Origin of the sequence: Nonomuraea sp. SYSU D8015 (assembly GCF_008065375.1) — a bacterium.
Taxonomy (GTDB): domain Bacteria; phylum Actinomycetota; class Actinomycetes; order Streptosporangiales; family Streptosporangiaceae; genus Nonomuraea.
The window spans coordinates 115,706-129,696 of the sequence record NZ_VJYI01000023.1; the positions used below are offsets into that span (position 1 = coordinate 115,706).

A 13,991-nucleotide genomic window follows, 5' to 3' on the forward strand; every position below is an offset into this window, starting at 1 on the left:
TCGGAGATGACGACAACGCCACCGCCTCCCGTCACGGAGCCCCCCGCCCCCTCCGCGCTCGCCGACGCCGGCAACGGGGCGGCCACCCTGCCGCAGTGGCGGCTCATGTTGCGCCGCTTCCTCAAGAACCGCCTCGCGGTGGCCAGTTCGGTCGTGCTCGTGGTGCTCTACGTGTGCGCGATCCTGGCCCCTTTCCTCTCCCCCAACCCCTACGACCAGCAGAACGTCGACCTGAAGAACGCATCCCCGACGGCCGTCATCTGGTCCGGCGGACCGGCGATCTGCAGCCGCGAGCAACAGCTCGACACCGAGACCTTCACCTACGAATACCGCAGCGACTGCAGCAAGCCCGTACCGCTGCGGTTCTTCGGCAAGGGGTACGAGTACAAGCTGTTCGGCCTGATCCCGACCGACCGGCACCTCGTGACGGTGGACAAACCGCACACACTGCTGATCTGGGGCGCCGACAGCGCCGGCCGGGACGTGTTCGCCCGCTCCATGCAGGGCGCGCGGGTGTCGCTCACCATCGGCCTGCTCGGCGTAGCCGTCGGCACCTTCCTCGGCGCGACGATCGGCACGATATCGGGGTACTTCCGGGGAGCCGTCGACACGCTGCTGCAGCGGTTCATCGAGCTGCTGATGTCGCTGCCCACGCTGCCGCTGTGGCTGGCGCTGGCCGCGATCCTGCCCCAGGACATGTCCGTCACCAGCCGTTACTTCCTGATCACCCTCATCCTGTCACTGGTCGGCTGGGCGAGCCTCGCGCGGCAGATCCGCGGCAAGGTGATGTCGTACGCGGCCAGCGACTACGTCGCCGCCGCCCGAATCGCCGGCTCCTCCAGCGCCCGCATCGTCTTCAGGCACCTGATACCGAACGCCTCCAGCCACATCGTCGCCACGGCGATGCTGGCGGTACCGGCCACGATCATCGCCGAGACGTCGCTGTCGTTCCTCGGCGTCGGCATGCTGCCGCCCGCCGTCAGCTGGGGCGTCCTGCTCTCGGACGCGCAGAACGTCGCGACCGTGCAGCAGTACCCGTGGCTGCTGATCCCGGCGGCCTTGGTGGTGCTCGCGGTGACCTGCTTCCAGTTGATCGGCGACGGGCTGCGCGACGCCGTCGACCCCTACGGATGAGGGGCACCGTGACACCCCGCGTGACAGGACCCGACCGACCCCCGACCGAGCCGGAGAACCGCACGATGAGCCAGTCATACGCGGCAGAGGAAGGAACACCTGCCGCCGCCCCGGTGGAGGTGCCGCACGGCGCCGGAGACGCTGTGCTGTCCATCCGTGACCTGGAAGTGGAGTTTCCTACCCAGCTGGGCGTGGTACGCGCGCTGAACGGCGTGACATTCGACGTTCCGCGGGGCAAGGTGCTGGGGATCGTCGGCGAGTCCGGCTGCGGCAAGAGCGTGACGGCCCGGGCGATCCTGCAGATCATCGAGAAGCCGGGGCGCATCACCGGCGGCAGCATCACGCTGCGCAGCGTGGGCGGGGAGACCGAGATCACCGGGCTCAGCCCGGACAGTGCGCGGATGCGCGAGCTGCGCGGCAGGGAGATCGCGATGATCTTCCAAGAGCCGATGAGCTCGCTCAACCCGGTGTACACCATCGGCGCCCAGATCGCCGAAGCCGTCCTCATCCATCAAACGCGGAACCGCGAGGAGGCGCACAAGCGCGCGGTGGAGATGCTGCGCCAGGTGGGCATGCCGCACCCCGAGGCGGCCGCCGCGTCCTACCCGCACCAGCTCTCCGGCGGCATGCGGCAGCGCGCCATGATCGCCATGGCACTCTCCTGCAACCCGACGGTGCTCATCGCCGACGAGCCCACCACCGCGCTGGACGTCACCACCGAGGCACAGATCCTCGAACTGATCCGGAACGTGCGCGACCGGGCCGGCATGTCGATCATGTTCATCACCCACAGCATGGGCGTGGTCGCCCAGCTCTGCGAGGAGGTGATCGTGATGTATCTGGGCCGGATCGTGGAGCGCGGCAGCGTCGACGACCTCTTCTACGACCCCAAGCACCCCTACACCCGGGCGCTGCTCCGCTCGATACCCCGCATCGGCCGCAACCGCAAGGCGCCGCTGGAGGTGATCGAGGGCTCTGTGCCCGATCCGCACACACGGGTGGCCGGCTGCCCGTTCCACCCCCGGTGCCCGGAGGCGATCCCAGGCCGCTGCGATACCACCGTCCCGGCCCTGAGCACCGCGGGACCGGGACACACCGTGCACTGCCATCTCTACCAAGGCGACGACGAGACCGGCCGGACCGAGCCGGGCGAGGACGCATGAACGAACCACTGCTCGAAGTAACCGGCCTGCGCAAGCACTTCCCCATCCGCGGCGGCTTCCTGCGCCGCCGCGTCGGGGAGATCAAGGCGGTGGACGGGGTCGACCTGACGGTCCGCCGGGGCGAGACCGTCGCCCTGGTCGGCGAGTCCGGCTGCGGCAAGTCCACGACCGGGCGCACGATCCTCCGGCTGGAAGAGCCGACCGCCGGCGAGGTCGTCTTCCACCACCCCGGACGCGGCCCCGTCCGCCTCGAGTCCGCCGACGCCCGCATGCTGCGCGCGGTCCGCCCCCACCTCCAGATGATCTTCCAGGATCCGTTCGCCTCCCTGGACTCCCGGATGACCGTCGGCAGCATCATCGCCGAACCGCTCCTCATCAACAAGGCGGCCGCCGGGCGGGCGCTGAAGGACCACGTCGCGGAACTGCTCACCCTGGTCGGCCTGCGCCCCGAGCACGCGAACCGCTACCCGCACGCCTTCTCCGGCGGCCAGCGCCAGCGCATCGGCATCGCGCGGGCGATCGCCCTCAACCCGGATCTGATCGTATGCGACGAGGCGGTCTCCGCCCTGGACGTGTCCGTGCAGGCGCAGATCCTCAACCTGCTGGAGGAGCTGCAGCGCCGACTGGGCCTGGCCTATCTCTTCATCAGCCACGACCTGGCGGCCGTCGAGCACATCGCCGACCGGGTGGTGGTGATGTACGTGGGACGGATCGTCGAGAGCGGACCGGTCGAGCAGCTCTACACCGCGCCGAAGCACCCGTACACCGAGGCGCTGCTGGCCGCCGTACCGCAGCCCGACCCGCGGGTGCGAACCCGTCCGAAGCTGCTCACCGGCGACGTGCCGAGCCCCGCGAACCCGCCCAGCGGCTGCTACTTCCACCCACGCTGCCCCTACGCCCAGCCGGTCTGCGCCGCGGAGACCCCGCCGGTGCGTCAGGTCGGCGAAGACCACCGCTCGGCCTGCCACTTCGCCGGCGCGCTGCCGCTCGCGGGCGCCGCCGCGGCAGTGCCACCCGCACAGGCCACCTCGTGAAGCTCAGCCAGTCCTCCCCGGCCCCGCGTCACCGGGCGTACGACAGGAGTGCCATGACCGACGACGTACCGCAGTTCACCGGCATCACCCGCTACCGCGACCCGCGGGGCCGGTTCTCGTTCCGCTACCCCTGGGACTGGCATACCGATCGCCTCGACCAGGACCGCGAGGGGGTGATGCTCAGGCCCGACGCAGACGACCCGGACACCTATGTCGCCGCCTGGGTGAGCACGCTCCCGGCCGACGTGACCGTCGGCGACCTGCCCGAGCTGCGCGACGGCTTCGACGCCGGCCTGGCCACACTGCCGGAACGGGACGTTCTGGAAGCGCGCGAGGACACGGTGGGCGGGGCGGTGCAGGTGGAGCGCACCGCCACCTTCCGCGAGGGTGAACACATCCGGCAGCGCTGCATCCGGGCGCTGTATGCGGGCCGGATTCAGCTGGTCTTCGTGTATCAAGGTGCGACGCGGGGAGCGTACGCGTACTGGCTTGCGATGGGCAACTATTGCTGGGCCACGCTCCAGCTCGCCGAAGAGATCTGGTACGGCGCGGATCCGGAACAGGGCCGGGCAGCGCCCGGTGCGCCCCATACGGCGGCGGCGTCGGGTGTACCGGGTCACGTGGCGTAAGCCCGGGCTGGAACGTGCCCCGCCGCGCGGCGCCGTGGCGGGGCATACGGCAGCCTGCCGCTGTCAGCGCGTCCCGGCGGATGGGGATGCGGAGGGACGGCCCGGGGGGGCCGTCGACTCGCGCCAGATGACCTGCGTCACCGGGCCGCTCCACGGTTCGAGCTCGGGCCCGCCGACCGCCTTGATCAGCCGCAGCACCGCGTTGCGCCCGACTCCTTCCAGGTTGATGCGGACGGTGGTGAGCGACGGGGGGAGGAACCGGCACAGCTCGTTGTCGTCCCACCCGGTGACGCTCAGGTCGCCGGGTACGTCCAGGCCGCGTTCATGGGCACCGCGCACCACCCCGGAGGCGACCACGTCGTTGGCGGCGATCACGGCGGTGGGCAGCCGGTCGGAGTCCAGCCGCATGACGGCTTCCACCCCCGACTCGCCGGACCAGTCGCCCTCTGCCACCCCGACCGACTCGAGTCCGAGCCGCTCGACCGCCTCCAGGTAGGCGGCCTTGCGCGCCCGTGCCGAGGCCCAGTCCTGATCTCCGGCGACGTGCAGGAACCGCCGGTGGCCGAGGGCGGCGAGGCGTTCCATCAGCTCAGTGACGGGCGAAGCGTCGGTGAGTTCGCCGATGCTGCGCATGGCGTCGTCGAAGTCCGGGGAGACGACGACGGCCGCTCCCTCCGGCAAGCCGTGCTCGATGCCGGCCGCCATGGGCGTCAGCGACAGCACCCCGTCCACCTGTCCCGACTGGGCGAGTTCGAGGACTCGCTCGGTCCGGGTCGCGGTGGAGCCCTCGACGCTGACGACCTCGACCACGTGTCCCGCCTCGTGGCCTGCGGCCAGAGCGCCGGAGAGCAGGCGCGCGTGGTTGAAGGTGGTGACGGGCATGACGACGGCGAGCCGGCCGGTGCGCCGGGTGCGCATAGAGCGGGCCATGAGGTTGGGGCGGTAACCGAGTTCTTCGACCGCGCCATCGATGCGCTCGAGCGTGGCCGGGAGCAGGCCCTGACGAGACTTCAGGTATCGCGAGACGGTCTGGTGCGAGACGCCCGCCAGGCGTGCCACCTCTTTGATGGTGGGCCGCCTGGCCGGTGCGGAGTGTTCGGTCATGGATGGACCCCCTCGTGCTGAGCGGCACCCTATTGCCCTGCTGGAGAAAGTTCACTACGGTTTTCCTCGAAGCGAAAGTGAACGTTCACTATTCTGCCATAGAGGGAGACCGTCCATGCCGGACCCGTCCCCGTCCGCCCGCGTCGCCATCGTTGGCGCGGGCGGCATCGCCCACGCGCACGCGGGTGCCCTGGCCGAACTGTCCGACCGGGCGAGCCTGGTGGCCGTCGCCGACACCGACCGCGACCGCGCCGAGACCTTCGCCCGGCGCTTCTCCGTGTCGGGCGTGTACACCAGCGCGGAGAAGCTCCTCGCAGAGGAGCGTCTCGACCTGGTGCACATCTGCACCCCGCCGCACAGCCACACGCCGCTGGCCATCGCCGCCCTGCGCGCCGGGGTGCCGGTACTGGTCGAGAAGCCGACCGCGCTGAGCCTCGCCGAGCTGGACGAGCTCGCCGCGGTGCAGCAGGCCACCGGCACACCCGTCCTCACCGTCTTCCAGCACCGCTTCGGCCCCGCCGCCGTCCGGCTGCGCCGGCTGGCCTCCTCCGGAGCGCTCGGCCGACCGCTCACCGCGGTCTGCGAGACCCTGTGGTACCGCACCGACGCGTACTTCGCCGTGCCGTGGCGCGGGCGCTGGGAGGTGGAGGGCGGCGGCCCGACCATGGGCCACGGCATCCACCAGTTCGACCTGTTGCTCTCCGTCCTCGGCCCGTGGAGCGAGGTCACCGCCGTGGCCGGCCGGCTCGCCCGGCCCACTGACACCGAGGACGTCTCGATGGCCCTCGCCCGGTTCCAGAACGGGGCGATGGCCAGCGTCGTCAATTCACTGCTCGCCCCGCGCGAAACTTCACGGCTCCGCTTCGATTTCGAGCACGCCACCGTCGAGCTGGAGCACCTCTACGGCTACCGGGAGAAGCACTGGCGCTTCACTCCCGCCCCCGGCCACGAGCACCTGGCAACCCTGTGGCGCAGCGACGACGCGGACGACGTCGAGAGCGCGCACCTGCTGCAGATCGCGGCGGTCCTGGACGCGCTGCGGCACGGCACCGAACCCGGGGTGAGCCTTGCCGAAGCGCGCCGCACCCTGGAGTTCGCCGCCGCCACCTACGCCTCCGCGTTCCGCCGCCGCCCCGTCGCCGCGGGCGAACTCACCGGCGACGATCCTTTCGTGCGCGCCATGGACGGTGGCGCCGTGCCGTGGCCGCGCGTCAAGGAGGCCGCATGACCGCGCTGGACACCCGCCCGGGCACCGGGGCAGGGCTCACGGTGCACAACAGCGGCACGGAGCTCATCGTCCGCGACTGCACTGACGGGGCGGCGCACGGAGCTGCTGCGCTACGTCTACCACGGCGTCGCCGTCGCCGACGCAAGGCCGGACGAGGCCAGGAGTCGCCGCTGCTGCAGGGGAGTTGCCGGGCCGCGACGCAGGATCGGCCGGCGTGATGGGACCAGCGGGCACGCCAGCCCCCACGTCCGCCGGAGCCGATGCATTCGAGGGCTACCTGTTCGCCTACTTCACGGGAGAGGACAAACCCCGCGGCGAGCAGATCTACTTCGCGGCCAGCCGCGGCAACGACCCCCGATTCTGGGACGAGCTGAATGAGGGACAACCGGTCCTCACCTCGACGCACGGCGAGAAGGGGGTACGCGACCCGTTCCTTGTGCGTTCACCCGCCGGCGACCGGTTCTTCCTGCTCGCCACGGACTTGCGGATCTACGGGAGCGGGGACTGGCACGCCGCGAAAAGGGTCGGCAGCCTGTACATCGAGGTGTGGGAGTCGGCCGACCTGGTGCACTGGTCGCCGCAACGCCACATCCGGGTCTCCCCCGGCACCGCCGGCTGCGCCTGGGCACCGGAGGCGCACTACGACCCGGAAAGCGGCGCCTACGTCGTGTACTGGGCGTCGCGGCTGTACGCCGTGGGCGACACGGACCGCTCCACAGAGACCCACGAGCGCATGCTCTACGCCACGACCCGCGACTTCCGCACCTTCAGCGCCCCGCAGATCTGGCACGACCCGGGGCACCCCGTCCTGGACGCCACGGTGTTCCGCCACGGCGAGACCTACTACCGGTTCACCAAGGACGCGCGAGCCCCCGGCTGGTCGGACCCCTGCGGCCGGTTCATCACGCAGGAGAAGTCCGCACGGCTCACCGGCGCCGAGTGGGAGCTGGTCGCCAAGTGCGTCGGACGGGGTGACACCACGCGCCCGGGCGTCACCGAAGGCGAGGGGCCGACCATCTTCCGCTCCACCACCGAGCAGAAGTGGTACCTGCTCATTGACGAGTTCCGCGGCCGCGGGTACGTGCCGTTCGAGACCTCCGATCCAACCGGCGGGGTGTGGCGCCCTGCCGAGGGATTCGTACTTCCGCAGGGCGCCCGGCACGGCAGCGTCCTGCCGGTCACGCGAGCGGAGCTGGAGCGATTGCGTGCACACTACGGCGCAGGCGGCGCCCCGGCGCCACGGGGAGCCGGAGCGGGCTGACGGTTCCTTCGACGCACCGCGGACCGAGCGTCCTGACGGGGGCATCCCGCGGGGGCGCTCTTCGCAGCGCATGGCGACGGCTGCGCATCGTTCACAGTGTCCGCCACCGGACTCCTTCCGGTCCGCGTGAAGGCGCGATCGACCAGGCCGATGGCGATCTGGTTCGGCATGGCACACAGCCACTCGGGTCGGCCGCTGAGGAATTCCAGCCCGGCGCATGAGGAACTCGACCAGGCCGTGGCACGCGCAGCAGGTTGCCGGGCTGGCTCAGGCCGGTGAGTACGAGGGTGCGCCCGCGCTGGTGGCCGACGAGCCGGACACGGCCCGGACTCGCGCGTACGTCCCGCAGCGCGTCGCGGGCCACGCCGGTCAGGCTCCCGGCCTCGGCACGGGCTGCGGCGGCGTCCTTGGCGAACAGCCGCGGCGCCGGGTCGACCTTCAGCGAGATCGCCGACAGGCTCTGGCCGATCAGGTCTGCAGGTCGCGGGAGACCTGGATGCGTTCCTCGCCGACCACCGTGGCGGCCAGTCGCGAGTGGCGTCCAGCTCGGTCACCAGCCGGACCAGCCGGGCGCCGCCGACCAGGGCCACGGCGTACAGGCCGGCGGCGACCACGGCATATGTGCCCATGAGGATGGCCTGTGGGACCGTCGCGCCCGGCTCCCGCAGCACGCCATCCCGTCGGGCGTTCGCCCCGGGCGGCCGCGAGGCTGTGCCGCAGCTGGATGACGCCGGCAGGCCGGCCAGCAGGATCACGACGACCGGGTCGCCGGGCCCGCATTTCGCGTGAACTGCTGGTTCTGCCCGCTGGTGCAGGTGTACTGGATCAGGCGGGTGCCGTCGGCGGTGGAACTGCTCGGGACGTCAAGGCATTTGCCGGAGTGTCCGGCGACGATCTGGTAGTAGCCGGTGCCGAGGTCCCGGACCTCCCAGCGCTGGTTGCTGCCGCCGTTGCCGCGGATCGTGCCCAGCAACGGTGTACGGCCGGTCAGCAGCCGGCGGCCGGGGTGTGCGGCAGGCTTCGAGACGAATCACGAGATCTCCCTTTTTCAGGTCGAGGCAAGAGGAGGCTGGTTTCGTCCGCCATCGGGCTCGTCGTCGACGACCAGGGTCTTCATGAGGGTGGTGACGGTCGGCGCCAGGTCGACGTTCCAGATCTCGTCGAGCATCCGGCTGCACCGCGCTGCCGTCGTCAGCGGTTCCACGAGGGCCACGAACTTCTTCTCGAACTGCTCATCGGTCATCGGCGTCCGGTGGCCGCCGGGGGCGTCGTGGACCTCGCGGACGAGCTTGTCGCCGGAGGTGAGGCGGATGGTGACCCGGTTGGGGATGCGGGTCGGCAGCATCGCCGTGAGAACCGGGTCCTCGCGAACCTCGACGCGGGCCATCAACGCCCCGACGGCGGGGTCGGTGAGCGCGTCCGGATCGTACGAGGACGCCGTCAGTTCCCCGTCGACGAGTGCGCGGGCCACCGTGTACGGGAGGCTGTGGTCGGCGGTCTCGCGGGTGGTGGGGCGCCACTTCTCCGGGTCCTTGCCCAGGATCGTCCAGCCGATGTGCGTGGTGTCGACGACGATGCGGTCGATCTCGTCGAGGTCGGCGATCTTCTCGCGCAAGGCGAACGCCGCCCACACCGCTGTCTGCATCTCACCGTTGGTCGGCAGCAGTTTGGTGAGCGTCCGGGACACGGCGTACGTGCTGCCGGAGTTGTGCGGAAACTCGAGTGGCTCCAGCACGAAGGAATCGCTCACCTGTCGCATGAACCCCATCTCGCCCTCGAAGATCGGCGCGGGTCCGGTGAACCCCTCCCTGGCCAGCCAGGCGGAGAAGACGCCGTTCCTGGCGGCGTTCGGCGCGGAGGAACCCTTCCACGACGACAGTTCGCCTGCCCGGACCTGGCGCATCGCGATGTGCCCGTTCAGGGCGATGTTGACCGCCTGGGTGAGCTGTCGAGCCTCCAGGCCCATGAGCTTGCCGGCGGCGAGGGTGGCGGCCACGAGCACGTAGTTCACGTGGTCCCACCCGCGGCGGTAGAGGTTCGCGGCGTCCTGCAACTGGACCTGCACCTCGTAGGCGAGCGCGATGGCTGTGACGAGGTCCCGGCCGGAGCGCCCTTCGGCCTCGGCAACCGCCAGACATGCCGCAATGTTGTCGCTGGGATGTCCGGGCTCGAGCCCGAGGTAGCCGTCGTTGAAGTCCAGGTGGCGCACCATCGTTCCGTTGACGAACGTGGCGACGTCCGCGGTGGCGGTGTGTCTCGCGCCCAGGACCGTCGACGGGCCCGGGGGAAGGGCACGTGCGAGACGTCGCGCGGCGCGGCTGGGCTCGGCGTCGAACGCGCCGAGCCCGCAACCGAGGGTGTCGACCAGGCGTTGCCGGACCGTGTGGATCGCGTGCTCGCTGAGGTCGTCGAAACGCAGCGCAGCCGCCCAGGTACCCAGGTCGTCAGCGATCACGGCCGGCCGACTGCCTGATCGGCATGCGCGCGAGAGGGACGTGGTGCTGGCCGGCGTGCATGTCGCGGTCCCGGAGCGATCCCTGGCCGATGGGGCGCGGGAAGGAGATCTTCACGACGTTCAGCGACGGGATCCGGAACATCTGGACCGTGCTCTCCTCGACCCGGTAGAGCTCGGCGATCACGCGTTCGTTCAGGAAGGACTCGTCCGCGGCGATCCGGTAGCCGTCGGCGTCGCGCAGGAAGAGCTCCATGGTGACCCAGAACGGGCCCGCGTTCTTGGACCGGACCTCGTGGGCGAGGTCCGCCAGGGTGGTCTCAGACATCGGCGTTCAATCCCATCTCGATGCGGAACAGGCTCGTCGGGTCGGCGCAGTCGACGACATGGTTCAGCACGAACTCGTACGCCGCGCCGCGCTCGACCTCGGCCGGCGAGGACGCGAACGCGAGGCTCGGCAGGTAGTCCATCGCCGGCGTCGGCAGGTGCAGCATCAGCGGGTTGGCGACCTTGGCGATCGCCGTGGCCGTCGCCTGGTCGGGCGCGTTGACCAGCAGCATCACGCCCACCTCCCGCGGCGGCCCGGTCTCGGGCTCGAGGTCGTCCAGCACCGCGTTGTGGCCGTAGAGGCGCAGGTCGAAGGCGTACTCGTCGTGCGCCAGCCCCAGCGTCTGGCCCACCCGCTGCTTGATCATCATGCGCATCAGGTCCGCCCAGGCGTCGATGTCGGCGAGGATGAGGGGGTCTCGGATCGCGGTGAACGACATGGTCTCGTAGCCGGTGATCCGGGCGCCTTCCAGCTTGATCGTGTACTGGTCGGCGACGTGGAACCTCGACCCCTCGACGCGGACGATCCGGTCGTCGACCGCGGTGTACCGCGCGTCCCGGACGTCGAGGGTGCCGTCGGGCTCCCGCATCTCGAACGGGTTCGCGCTCTCGTAGAGCATGTGGGCGGCCACCGAGATCGGCGTGCACGACACCGCGGGGTCGAGCGGTTCGATGGTGAAGCCGTCGGCGTCGATGGTGGCGAGGACTCCGCCCGCGCGCGGGTTGCTGGTGCACTGACCGCCGCACTCGACGATCTTGGCGGCGTGCCACGTCGGCCCGGCTGGCATGCCTTTCATGAGCGGGTAGGCGGCGGCCACCGCCGTGTCGGTGGCCCGGCCGGCGAGCACCACCTGGGCACCGGCACGGAGTGCCGCGACGATCGGTTCGTGGCCCATCGCGCCGACGATGTGGGTGCAGCTTTCAAGGGTCTCGGCCCGCAGCGGTCCCAACGGTGGTAGCGGGTGGATCCGGCCCGCGTCGAGGTGCTCCTTCAATCCGGCCGCGTCCTGCTCGCTGTAGATCCGGGCGACCTTCAGGTCCAGTCCCTCCTCCGCCATCACCTCGGCCGCGATCCCGGCGACCCAGTCGACGCCGCTGTCGGTCCCGCTCGTACCGCATGAGCCCACGATGACGGGTATGCCCGCGCTGGACGCGGCCGTCAGCAGACTGCGCAGATCGCGTGCCACCGCCTTGGCCGTCGTCTTGGGGGTCGCGGAACCGAGGTAGTAGGGGCCGGAGTCCGTTGACCCGGCGTCGATGCTGATGACGTCGGCACCCAGGGCGATGCCGCGCTCGATCGTCGCGTGGTCCCAACCTGCGCCGAGCATGCCGCTCGGCGACAGGACCCGGACCGACTTGACGGGTTCGCTGTCCATGTCCCTCTTTCTCTCGGTGTCAGTTCACCGGGAACTGTGCTCGGCCTTCGAGCGCCGCCACGAGTTCCTCGGCCCCTCTGCGCCCTGCGGCGGCTCGCGCTTCGGCGGTTTGCCCGGCCATGTGGGAGTAGACGACGATGCCGTCGACGCCACGCAACGGGCTGCCAAGCGGAAGCGGCTCCTCGCTCACGACGTCGAGTGCGGCGCCCGCGATCTGTCCCGCCCGCACGGCCGCGACGAGTGCGTCCTCGTCGACGATGGGACCACGCGCGGTGTTGACCAGCAGCGCGGTCGGCTTCATCCGCTTGAACGCCGACTCGCCGAGCAGGCCTCGGGTCCGTTCCGTGAGCGCGGTGTGCACCGAGACGTAATCGGCGATGGCCAGCAGCTCGGGCAGGTCGACGAACCGGACCGAGGGGTCGCTCCGCAGCCGCGGCGGCACGTTGGTGGAGCAGACCACGCTCATGCCGAAGGCGCGAGCCAGCGGCACCACCGCCCGCGCCGATGCGCCGTAGCCGATGAGTCCGAGGGTCGACCCACGCAGTTCACGTCCGTCCTCACGCGGCCAGGCCCCCTGGGCCACACCGTGTGCGGACTGCACGAGACGTCGGGCGCCCGCGAGCAACAGACCCATGGTGTACTCGGCGACGGCGTTGGCGTTGATGCCGGGCAGGTTGCTCACGCTGATCCCCAGCCGGGCCGCGGCGGCGACGTCGACCGAGTCGTAGCCCACGCCTGTCCGCACGATGACCCTCAGCCTCGGCGCGCGGGCGAGGACGTCGGCCGTCAACGGTTCGTTGGCCACCAGCGCGGCGTCGATCCCGGCGAGCGCTGCCACGAGCTGCTCGGGGTCGCGCCGACCGACCATGGGCAGGTGCACGGTCTCCAGCCCGGAGAGTCTCAGGAACTCGTCGACCTCGTCGCCGGGGCGGAGGTAGTCCGTGGTGATCAGCACGCGGGTTGCCGTCACAGCACACGTCCGGAGGAAGACCGTCGTTGCAGGGCACTGACGCGCGCGACCGTCAGCACGGCGATGACCGCGATGATCGCGACGTGGATCAGCAGCAGGAACCAGTTCGTCAGGTCGACCATGCCGCCGACCACCGCCGGCCCGAGGAAGCCGCCACCCACCCACCCGACGGTATAGAGCCCGGTATAGGTCCCGACCACTCCGTCAGACGGGGCGAGGTTCCACAGGACGACGACCACGTTGACCAGGAACGAGGACGCACCCGCTGCCGCGACGCACAGACCGACCACCGCACCGGTGGGCGTCTGCACCACGGTGCCGAGCACCAGGCCGGCCGCGAACACCGCCATCCCGGCCATCATCACGCGCAGCCGGCCGAAGCGCTCCGCGAGCATCGCCACCGGGTAGGCCGCCAGGATGAAGGCCACCCCGCTGGGCAGGGTCAGCCCGCCCGCTTCGCCGCGGGACAGGTCCAGCACCTCCATGCCGTACGGCGTGATGAGTGCCCGGGAGGCGGCCCACGCACCACCGAAGAGGAGGATGGACACGATGAGCAACAACCTGCTGCGGTTCGGATCCCGCACGATGTCGAGCACGACGTCCCGCACCCGCACCCGCACGTCCGCCGACGCCGTACCCTGCCGCTCGCGGTCCTCCTCCAGTGCCGTCTGGTAGGCCGGGGACCGGCTGTCCCGCAGCTTCGCGGCGAGCAGGACCACGGACGCCACCATCAAGACCGCGGGAATCGCGAACGACAACCTCGGAAAGTCGTCGATCATGAAGACGCTGATCAGCGCCGCGACCATCACCGTGAGGCTCGACGCGATCTTGACCGCCGCGTTGGCCCGGCTCCGGCGCTGCGGCGGGATGAAGTCCGGGAGCAGGGACTCGGCGATGGGCTTGAACGAGTTCGCGACCAGCGCGTAGGCGAACATCACCAGGACCAGCAGTGGTAACGCGGCCGCGGCATGCGGGATGGCGAGGAACAGCAGCGCCGCCAACGGCATCCCGACGACGAGGTACGGGATACGTCTTCCCCATGAGGTACGGGTGTTGTCCGACCGGTTGCCCATCCACGGCTGGATGAAGATGCCGAGCAGGTTGTCCATCCCCATGAGCAGGCCGATGAGCGCGGCACTGCCGATGTGCTCGCGGAGCAACGGCGGCACCTGCGAGTCGTAGAGGTTCCACGTCGACTCCTGCGCGAAGACCGCCAGGGAAACGAGGAACGTGATCCGTCCCGCTCGCGCGCGCTGCCCGCGCATCGTCGTCGACATTGGACACCTTCCCTTCGCCACTGCTGTTGTGGCGAG

Annotated in this window: 15 protein-coding genes; 7 read left to right on the plus strand and 8 right to left on the minus strand. The window is 70.5% G+C overall.

Going from position 1 to position 13,991, the window contains the following annotated elements; translation table 11 throughout:
• The first annotated feature begins 6 nt into the window (after positions 1 to 6).
• The 4 genes from ID574_RS47600 (at position 7) to ID574_RS47615 (ending at position 3,960) form a co-directional block, all read left to right on the plus strand.
• On the plus strand, positions 7 to 1,134 hold the full coding sequence (locus tag ID574_RS47600; protein WP_188195687.1) for an ABC transporter permease: 1,128 nt from the start codon (positions 7 to 9) through the stop codon (positions 1,132 to 1,134).
• Between the two features lie 65 nt (positions 1,135 to 1,199).
• The gene (locus ID574_RS47605) at positions 1,200 to 2,297 is read left to right on the plus strand and encodes an ABC transporter ATP-binding protein (RefSeq protein WP_188195688.1); all 1,098 of its coding nucleotides are present in this window, start codon (positions 1,200 to 1,202) and stop codon (positions 2,295 to 2,297) included.
• Entirely contained in the window at positions 2,294 to 3,331 is a 1,038-nt protein-coding gene (locus ID574_RS47610; protein WP_188195689.1) for an ABC transporter ATP-binding protein, read from the plus strand. The genes ID574_RS47605 and ID574_RS47610 overlap by 4 nt, the downstream gene beginning before the upstream one ends.
• Before the next feature lie 53 nt (positions 3,332 to 3,384).
• Positions 3,385 to 3,960 (plus strand): hypothetical protein, encoded by a 576-nt coding sequence (locus ID574_RS47615; protein WP_188195690.1) that lies wholly within the window; start codon positions 3,385 to 3,387, stop codon positions 3,958 to 3,960.
• Positions 3,961 to 4,023: 63 nt separating this feature from the next.
• On the opposite strand, the gene ID574_RS47620 is transcribed toward ID574_RS47615, so the two are convergent.
• Positions 4,024 to 5,064: a LacI family DNA-binding transcriptional regulator gene (locus ID574_RS47620; protein WP_188195691.1), complete on the minus strand. Its 1,041-nt coding sequence runs from the start codon at positions 5,062 to 5,064 to the stop codon at positions 4,024 to 4,026.
• Between the two features lie 115 nt (positions 5,065 to 5,179).
• On the opposite strand from ID574_RS47620, the gene ID574_RS47625 reads away from it, so the two are divergent.
• The 3 genes from ID574_RS47625 to ID574_RS47635 are packed head-to-tail and all read left to right on the plus strand — an operon-like array spanning position 5,180 to position 7,553.
• On the plus strand, positions 5,180 to 6,292 hold the full coding sequence (locus ID574_RS47625) for a Gfo/Idh/MocA family protein (protein ID WP_188195692.1): 1,113 nt from the start codon (positions 5,180 to 5,182) through the stop codon (positions 6,290 to 6,292).
• Positions 6,289 to 6,510 carry a hypothetical protein gene (locus ID574_RS47630; RefSeq protein WP_188195693.1) on the plus strand — a complete coding sequence of 74 codons (222 nt, stop codon included), beginning with the start codon at positions 6,289 to 6,291 and terminating at the stop codon, positions 6,508 to 6,510. The genes ID574_RS47625 and ID574_RS47630 overlap by 4 nt, the downstream gene beginning before the upstream one ends.
• Complete coding sequence (locus tag ID574_RS47635) at positions 6,507 to 7,553, plus strand: glycoside hydrolase family 43 protein (RefSeq protein WP_188195694.1); 1,047 nt, start codon at positions 6,507 to 6,509, stop codon at positions 7,551 to 7,553. The genes ID574_RS47630 and ID574_RS47635 overlap by 4 nt, the downstream gene beginning before the upstream one ends.
• 91 nt (positions 7,554 to 7,644) lie before the next feature.
• Here ID574_RS47635 and ID574_RS63135 read toward each other — a convergent pair whose 3' ends face one another.
• From ID574_RS63135 to ID574_RS47670, 7 genes are all read right to left on the minus strand, one after another.
• Positions 7,645 to 8,025 (minus strand): histidine kinase, encoded by a 381-nt coding sequence (locus ID574_RS63135; protein ID WP_188195745.1) that lies wholly within the window; start codon positions 8,023 to 8,025, stop codon positions 7,645 to 7,647.
• Positions 8,026 to 8,304: 279 nt separating this feature from the next.
• On the minus strand, positions 8,305 to 8,526 hold the full coding sequence (locus tag ID574_RS47645) for an RICIN domain-containing protein (protein ID WP_223167811.1): 222 nt from the start codon (positions 8,524 to 8,526) through the stop codon (positions 8,305 to 8,307).
• 75 nt (positions 8,527 to 8,601) lie between these two features.
• Positions 8,602 to 10,008, minus strand: a complete 1,407-nt coding sequence (locus tag ID574_RS47650; protein WP_188195695.1) for an MmgE/PrpD family protein — start codon at positions 10,006 to 10,008, stop codon at positions 8,602 to 8,604.
• Positions 9,998 to 10,333 carry a DUF4387 domain-containing protein gene (locus ID574_RS47655; protein ID WP_188195696.1) on the minus strand — a complete coding sequence of 112 codons (336 nt, stop codon included), beginning with the start codon at positions 10,331 to 10,333 and terminating at the stop codon, positions 9,998 to 10,000. Before ID574_RS47655 ends, ID574_RS47650 begins: the two co-directional genes overlap by 11 nt.
• Positions 10,326 to 11,708 (minus strand): acyclic terpene utilization AtuA family protein, encoded by a 1,383-nt coding sequence (locus tag ID574_RS47660; protein WP_188195697.1) that lies wholly within the window; start codon positions 11,706 to 11,708, stop codon positions 10,326 to 10,328. Before ID574_RS47660 ends, ID574_RS47655 begins: the two co-directional genes overlap by 8 nt.
• A 19-nt stretch (positions 11,709 to 11,727) precedes the next feature.
• A complete protein-coding gene (locus tag ID574_RS47665; RefSeq protein WP_188195698.1) occupies positions 11,728 to 12,678 on the minus strand; it encodes a phosphoglycerate dehydrogenase in 951 nt (316 codons plus the stop codon).
• Positions 12,675 to 13,955: an MFS transporter gene (locus ID574_RS47670; protein ID WP_188195699.1), complete on the minus strand. Its 1,281-nt coding sequence runs from the start codon at positions 13,953 to 13,955 to the stop codon at positions 12,675 to 12,677. Before ID574_RS47670 ends, ID574_RS47665 begins: the two co-directional genes overlap by 4 nt.
• Between the last annotated feature and the right edge of the window lie 36 nt (positions 13,956 to 13,991).

Bases quoted from the DNA above. Each gene is read 5' to 3' on its own strand.
- ID574_RS47605 (WP_188195688.1), top strand. From the start codon at position 1,200: ATGAGCCAGTCATACGCGGCAGAGGAAGGAACACCTGCCGCCGCCCCG.
- ID574_RS47660 (WP_188195697.1), bottom strand. From the start codon at position 11,708: ATGGACAGCGAACCCGTCAAGTCGGTCCGGGTCCTGTCGCCGAGCGGC.
- ID574_RS47620 (WP_188195691.1), bottom strand. From the start codon at position 5,064: ATGACCGAACACTCCGCACCGGCCAGGCGGCCCACCATCAAAGAGGTG.
- ID574_RS47625 (WP_188195692.1), top strand. From the start codon at position 5,180: ATGCCGGACCCGTCCCCGTCCGCCCGCGTCGCCATCGTTGGCGCGGGC.
- ID574_RS47630 (WP_188195693.1), top strand. From the start codon at position 6,289: ATGACCGCGCTGGACACCCGCCCGGGCACCGGGGCAGGGCTCACGGTG.
- ID574_RS47615 (WP_188195690.1), top strand. From the start codon at position 3,385: ATGACCGACGACGTACCGCAGTTCACCGGCATCACCCGCTACCGCGAC.
- ID574_RS47600 (WP_188195687.1), top strand. From the start codon at position 7: ATGACGACAACGCCACCGCCTCCCGTCACGGAGCCCCCCGCCCCCTCC.
- ID574_RS47655 (WP_188195696.1), bottom strand. From the start codon at position 10,333: ATGTCTGAGACCACCCTGGCGGACCTCGCCCACGAGGTCCGGTCCAAG.
- ID574_RS47670 (WP_188195699.1), bottom strand. From the start codon at position 13,955: ATGTCGACGACGATGCGCGGGCAGCGCGCGCGAGCGGGACGGATCACG.
- ID574_RS47610 (WP_188195689.1), top strand. From the start codon at position 2,294: ATGAACGAACCACTGCTCGAAGTAACCGGCCTGCGCAAGCACTTCCCC.